Annotated in this window: 7 protein-coding genes and 1 tRNA gene; 5 read left to right on the top strand and 3 right to left on the bottom strand. The window is 62.5% G+C overall.

Features of this window, described 5'->3' with window-relative positions:
* Together Q0C23_RS00005 and Q0C23_RS00010 are read right to left on the bottom strand one after the other, a co-directional pair.
* Positions 1–407: group 1 truncated hemoglobin (locus tag Q0C23_RS00005; RefSeq protein ID WP_291510328.1), on the bottom strand; the 407-nt coding region annotated here is incomplete at its 3' end.
* Between the two features lie 50 nt (positions 408–457).
* Positions 458–1,528: a DUF3034 family protein gene (locus Q0C23_RS00010; RefSeq protein ID WP_291510329.1), complete on the bottom strand. Its 1,071-nt coding sequence runs from the start codon at positions 1,526–1,528 to the stop codon at positions 458–460.
* Positions 1,529–1,871: 343 nt separating this feature from the next.
* Here Q0C23_RS00010 and Q0C23_RS00015 point away from each other — a divergent pair, with 343 nt between their 5' ends.
* The 4 genes from Q0C23_RS00015 to Q0C23_RS00030 all read left to right on the top strand — a co-directional run bounded on the left by Q0C23_RS00015 (position 1,872) and on the right by Q0C23_RS00030 (position 5,389).
* Positions 1,872–2,486 carry a TetR/AcrR family transcriptional regulator gene (locus tag Q0C23_RS00015; RefSeq protein WP_291510330.1) on the top strand — a complete coding sequence of 205 codons (615 nt, stop codon included), beginning with the start codon at positions 1,872–1,874 and terminating at the stop codon, positions 2,484–2,486.
* 99 nt (positions 2,487–2,585) lie between these two features.
* The gene (locus Q0C23_RS00020; RefSeq protein WP_291510331.1) at positions 2,586–3,314 is read left to right on the top strand and encodes a dienelactone hydrolase family protein; all 729 of its coding nucleotides are present in this window, start codon (positions 2,586–2,588) and stop codon (positions 3,312–3,314) included.
* Positions 3,311–4,387, top strand: coding sequence for an NADH:flavin oxidoreductase/NADH oxidase (locus Q0C23_RS00025; RefSeq protein WP_291510332.1), 1,077 nt, complete (start codon positions 3,311–3,313; stop codon positions 4,385–4,387). The genes Q0C23_RS00020 and Q0C23_RS00025 overlap by 4 nt, the downstream gene beginning before the upstream one ends.
* A gap of 81 nt (positions 4,388–4,468) precedes the next feature.
* Positions 4,469–5,389 carry a DMT family transporter gene (locus Q0C23_RS00030; protein WP_291510333.1) on the top strand — a complete coding sequence of 307 codons (921 nt, stop codon included), beginning with the start codon at positions 4,469–4,471 and terminating at the stop codon, positions 5,387–5,389.
* On the opposite strand, the gene Q0C23_RS00035 is transcribed toward Q0C23_RS00030, so the two are convergent.
* Positions 5,390–6,019, bottom strand: coding sequence for a nucleotidyltransferase (locus Q0C23_RS00035; RefSeq protein ID WP_291510334.1), 630 nt, complete (start codon positions 6,017–6,019; stop codon positions 5,390–5,392).
* Positions 6,020–6,071: 52 nt separating this feature from the next.
* Between Q0C23_RS00035 and Q0C23_RS00040 the strand changes: the two genes are divergently transcribed.
* Positions 6,072–6,156, top strand: a tRNA-Leu gene (locus Q0C23_RS00040).

A 6,156-nucleotide genomic window follows, 5' to 3' on the forward strand; every position in this document is an offset into this window, starting at 1 on the left:
TAGTTCTGGGCGCCGATGGGGATGTGGTGCGCGTCCATGGCGTCGATCATGTCCTGGGCAAGATAATTGAAGGCTGCCGTCGTCACCTCCATGTGCTTGTGCGCCTCGACCATGGTCTGACCCGTGTATTTGCAGGGGCCACCCACGGCCATGCACACCTGCTGTACCAGCTCGTACTTGAGGTGCGGAATATTGGCGTGAGCAAAGTAGTAATTGATGTGGGGATCGTTGGCCACATTGCCGACAAAGGTGTCGATGAGGGCGGTGATACCCGCCTTGCCGCCAAACTGCGCGTAGTAATCCTGAGCCTGTGCCGGGGCGGTATAGAGCGCGCCAGCGGTAGCGATCCCCAGGGCCAGGACCGTGCTCTGGACGGGGCCAGAACGAAAGAAAGACCGTATTGTCATGACATACCTCCAAACAAACAGGGTGATAGCCCGCAGTATCTGCGTCGGAATCAGAAACTCGTGGTCAGGGACAGATACAGACCACTCTGGTTTTTCTCCGTGGCAATGGTCCCGAGATTGACATAAGCCGCGGTCAGAGACAGAGCCTTATAGGGGAACCAGGCCACGTAGACGTCCTTCCAGGCGCTCGTCTTGGAGACGGCATCGCCCAGCGGCTTCAAAGGACCGGCGTTGGCGATGAGCTGGTTCTGCGGCATGCTGCGGTACTCCGCGCCCAGTACCACGTGGCGGTTGAGGAAGACGCCGACGGACGCAGCGGGCTCGACCTTGTAGCCCATCCCATTGACGCCGCCAAAGCCCAGCAGCCCCTGCTGATTGGCGTTGGTGATATCGAGGTTGACGTTGGCCAGCGTCGTCAGACCAAAGAGACCATCCAGCCAGACCTTGGTCGCCGAGACGTAGTAACTCACCCCATTGCGCTTGACGCCCAGAGTGGCGGCGAGATTGGCCGGCATCTCGTTGTGGTGGAAATCGACGCCGACGGACACCTGCGGCTCCCACCAGTTCTGATCGTAGACGATGTCACCGAAGAGCCGGACCTTGAGGCCGACGATGTCCTGATTCAGTTGGTAGTTGTTGCCAAAGAAAGCAGGACCGGACAGACCCAGAGTCTGGGAGGCCGGGGCGTTCAACTGGCTCGCGCTCGGGTTCACACCCGCCAGCCCGTACGCATAAGCGTTGATGGCCTGATCCAGGGCCGTACCGGTATTTCCCAGACTGAAACTCTGCCGGGCGTAAGAAATCTCGATCCGATTGAAGATGCCCAGAGACGCACCGTAGGCGTCCATGTTGTAGTTGTTCAGCAAGACGTGGGAGTAGAAGGCGGTAGCCCCGATCTGCTGGTTGGTACCATAGCCGGAAATGACGGCCCAAGGGTTGATACCGCCACCGGCCGCACCATCCACCGCCGTCACCGCACCGGTGCCCAACAGCCGACCCTGGCCGAAGAGGCTGGCCTGACCGATGGCACCTTGTGCTGCGAAGGGAAGAGCCAGCCCGAGGGCGCAGACGACTGCGGAGATGCGACGACGCCGCGCCCATTTTCTTTTAGGAATATTCACAATGACCTCCTCATGGGTGTAAAGAGAAGAGCGAAATCTGCTCTGACGCTTCTTAGCAACACGCATTCCAAGCTGAAATATGATCTCGATCATCTTCTGTTGCGCTACGAAAAATCATATCTTATTGTTTTTAATGTATTTTGCTAAATTCCCATTTTTCCCGCCGGCGCTTGCGTCATGACCGTTGGTCATCTTGTCATGACTTGCAGAGTCATGACCCAGAGCTTTTTTCCATGCTTTTTCCCTTGAGTAGGACAGCGGCCGCCTTCCAGTCCAGCGCTCAGGACCGTACCGAGGCGAGGGGGTTGACAAAATACCGATTGGTCGGTATTAATATCGAACAATGGCGGAACCTATCAAGAAATCCCGAAACCCGGAACAGACGCGCAGCGATCTGCTGGCGGCGGCCTACGCCGAAATACTGGAGTGCGGCTTTCAGGCGGCGAGTCTCGAACGGATTCTGGCCAAGACCTCCGTGAGCAAGGGTGCGCTCTACCACCACTTTGGCACCAAGCAGGAGCTGGGTCTGGCGGTGGTGCAGGACGTGATCGCTCCCGATCTCGCGCGTCGATGGTTCGCGCCGCTCAGCGAGGGCAATGATCCTCTGGGGCAGCTGGACCGGATTCTCAGTGAGAAGATTGCCAGCGCGGATGAAAGGATCCTGCGCTACGGCTGCCCGCTCAATAACCTGATCCAGGAAATGAGCCCCCTGGATGAGCAATTTCGGCAGGCCCTGCAGCGCATTCTCGAGCGTTGGACGGAAGTGCTCGCGGAGGCTCTGGCACGCGGGCAGCAGGCGGGCCTCGTGCGCAGCGACGTCGCCGCTGCCGAGGCTGCTCTATTCATCGTCGCCGGGGTCGAAGGTTGCGTCGGTCTCGGCAAGAACGCTCAGTCGGTGGAAGCCTATCGACGCTGCCTCGGGCAGCTCCGTCTGTACCTGGGTTCTTTGCGCCCCTGATCCAGTATCTCAAATTCCTCGCTTGCGAGACTTTACGAAAGTACCGAGCGGTCGGTAGGATAATGCTGGAACCCCCCTCGAATGGCTAAAGGAGATCCCATGTCGGCAATACAATCCCAGTGGCTGGATCTGAATCCTTCTCTTCGCGCTTGGTACGCACACCCTACGAGCCCTGGCCCGCACCCTGCCGTGCTGGTTTTCATCGAGGCCTTTGGTGTCAACGAACACTTTCGGGAATTGGCAGAACGCCTCGCCAAGGCGGGTTACTGCGCCGTCGTCCCCGATATCTATCACGGCAAGGTCTACGACTACACGGACTTCGACGGTGCCATCGGGCATTTGCGCACGCTGAAGGACGATCAGGTCATGACGGAAGCGCAGACCGCAGTCGCGAGCATACTGCAGCGTCCCGAGGTGCGCGGTCCGCGGGTTGGTGTGCTGGGCTTCTGTATGGGAGGGCGGTACGCCTTCCTCGCCAACGCGGAACTCGGGGAGCGGGTAGCCGCAACGGTGGCCTTTTACGGTGGTGGCATCGCCCCCGATAAAGATCCCGCCGGACGTCCACCCCTCCTGGGTCACGTGGACAAGATGCAGGCGCCCCTACTCCTGCTCTACGGAGCCGAGGACCAGTCCATCGCGCCGGAGGAGCACGGGCGCATTGCCACGGCGCTCAGCACCGCCAGGAAGCGTTACACCCTGACGGTGTTCCCGGGCGCGCCGCATGGCTTCTTCAGTGATCGCCGCGACAGCTATCGCGCTGAGCCCGCGCGCGAAGCCTGGGAGATGACGCTGAATCATCTGCAGCGGGGGCTGGGGGTGCGAGCGTGACGCAGCGTCTGTTCACGCCCTGGCAGCTGCGCTCCGTAACCCTGCGCAACCGCATCGTGATGGCGCCGATGTGCCAGTACTCCACCCCCGACGGGGTGGCTGGCGACTGGCACCGCGTGCACCTGGGCAGCCGTGCCGTGGGCGGGGCAGGTCTCATACTGGTGGAGGCCTCGGCGGTGAGTCCAGAAGGGCGCATCTCGCCGCAAGATCTGGGCATCTGGAACGATGCGCAGGCGGAAGCCCTGAAACCTATCGTCCGATTTCTGCGCGAGCAGGGCAGCGTAGCCGGTATTCAAATCGCCCACGCTGGCCGCAAGGCCTCCACCGCGGCTCCTTTTCACGGTGGCCAGCCCATTCCGCCCCAGGCCGAGAAGGGTTGGCAGCCCGTGGCACCCAGTGCTCTGGCCTTCAGCCCCCGCCACACGGTGCCCCGCGCGCTGAGCACGTCGGATCTGGACAAGATTCGGGATGACTTCGTAGCCGCCGCGCAGCGGGCCCGGCAGGCCGGTTTCCAGGTGCTGGAGCTGCACATGGCCCACGGTTATCTCTTGCACAGCTTTCTCTCTCCCATCACGAACCACCGCGACGACGCCTACGGGGGCGACCTATCGGGACGGATGCGCTTTCCGCTGGAGGTCGCGGCGGCGGTGCGGACGGTCTGGCCCGACGATCTACCGCTGTGGGTGCGTATCTCGGCCACCGACTGGGTGGACGGAGGATGGGAGCTGGAGCAGTCCATCGCCTTCAGTCGAGAGCTCCACGCCCGTGGCGTGGATGTCATCCATTGCAGCAGCGGCGGTCTCACGCCCGATGCGCGGATTCCCGCCGGACCCGGTTTTCAGACCCCCTTCGCCGCCGCCATCCGCCAGGCCGTGGGTATCCCCACCGTCGCCGTTGGTCTCATCACCGAGGCCATGCAGGCGGAGCACATCCTGGTCACGGAGCAGGCAGACGCCGTTGCCTTGGGACGGGAGCTCCTGCGTAATCCCTATTGGCCCTTGCAGGCGGCCGCGCGGCTGGGGGTGGATTGGCCTTGGCCAGCGCCTTACGATCGCGCCAAAGGGCATCATTAAGCTATCCTGATGGACGATAGGCCGGGGCTGCATGGCTCTGGCGCACTTTGTCATCCAGCTCAGCGCCGCCCGCGGACTCCTATGCGCACATCATCTACAACCCCTGCTCCCTGGCTTCCTCTGGCCGCCATCGTCGCCATCGCTCTGATCTGGGGCTACAACTGGGTGGTCATGAAGGTCGCCATCGAAGACTGCCCTCCCCTGATTTTCGCTGCGCTGCGGGTGGGTCTGGGGGCGGTGGTGCTCCTACCCCTGCTGCTGCTCCTGAAACGCCCCCTGCGGCGACCGCCGCTGCGCTATATCCTGCCTTTCGGACTGCTGCAGAGCACCGGATTCGTCGGCTTTACCCTGTGGGCTCTGGAATACGGCGGCGCCGGCAAGACCGCCATCCTCGTCTACATGATGCCCATCTGGCTGATGCTGCTGGCCTGGCCTCTATTGGGGGAGCGTCTGCACGGACTGCACTGGCCAGCCCTGCTGCTCGCTCTGCTGGGTCTGCTGTGCATCTTGAGTCCCTGGAATTTTCACGGGGCTTGGCAGGGGCCGGTGTTTGCACTCCTGTCCGGCCTCCTGTGGGCAGGAGCCGCCATCTGGCAGAAACGCCACATGCCCCCGAGTCAGGATCTACTCAATGCCACCTTCTGGCAGACGGCCATGGGCGCAATCGGTCTCATCGCGGCCAGTCTCTGGATCGATCCCTTGCGGATCCAGTGGAGCCCGCTTTTCACTGCCGCCCTCCTCTACAACGTCATTCCCGGCACCGCCATCGCTTACCTGCTCTGGGCCTACGCACTCAAGCACTTGCCATCGGGCGTGGCGGGGATGGCCATGCTCCTGGCGCCTCTCATCGGGGTGCTCGCCGCCTGGTGGCAGCTGAACGAGGTGCCGGGCGGCTGGGAGAGCCTGGGCATGATCGCCATTTTCGCTGCACTCAGCCTGGTGAGCTGGCAGCACCTGCGACCCCGACCGAGCCCGGAAGTCCTGCCCACGCCTCAGGAGTAGTCAGGGGTAAGCAGACAGCGTCGCCTCGGTGTCCAGCAAGCGGCGCAGCTGCTGTGCATTGATCCGCTGCAGGGGCTTGCCGTCCACCGCCGACGCTGGCCGGCGCCGGTCCTCGTCCAGCGCAAAGATGACCAGACGCAGCTCGGCTCCCTGGTGGGTCAAGCGGATCTGCGGATACTCCTGGGGCGCCTCGTCGCCAAAATGCAGTCGCTGCCAGCCCTCCTCGTAGGCAACGTGCCGATCCATCAAGAAAAAGATCACACTTTCCGGTGTATCGGCAAAGAGATGCAGGACGATGGCGCTGTGGCGGGTAGCGGTGCCATTGAGCACGGCGCCCGCCAGCAGGGGCCGGAAATCCACGAGCCAAAGCATGGCGTCCAGGGCGATTTCGCGCAGGCGACGCAGCTCCACAGGTTGCGATTCACCGTGAAAGAGCTGCAGGCGCGCCTGCAGCTCGGCCTGGATCTCGGAATTGCTGGGCCAGTCCTGCTGACCGCCGCCGCTGCCCAGGCGACGGGCGGCTTTCTCTTTGGCGAAGCGATAGTCCGCGATGCCCTCCTCGGCCATGATACGCGCCGATTCCACGGCCAGGAGGCGGCGCAGGCGCGAGGGGGAGGATGACTTGGCCATGGGGGTCCTCGTCGTTGTGGAAAGAGCGAAGAGCCCTTAAGATACCGCAAAGGCGAAAGTGGCGGAATTGGTAGACGCACTGGATTTAGGTTCCAGCGCCGCAAGGCGTGGGAGTTCGAGTCTCCCCTTTCGCACCA

It is taken from the genome of Acidithiobacillus sp. (genome assembly GCF_023256195.1).
In the GTDB taxonomy this organism is placed as follows: Bacteria; Pseudomonadota; Gammaproteobacteria; order Acidithiobacillales; family Acidithiobacillaceae; genus Acidithiobacillus_A.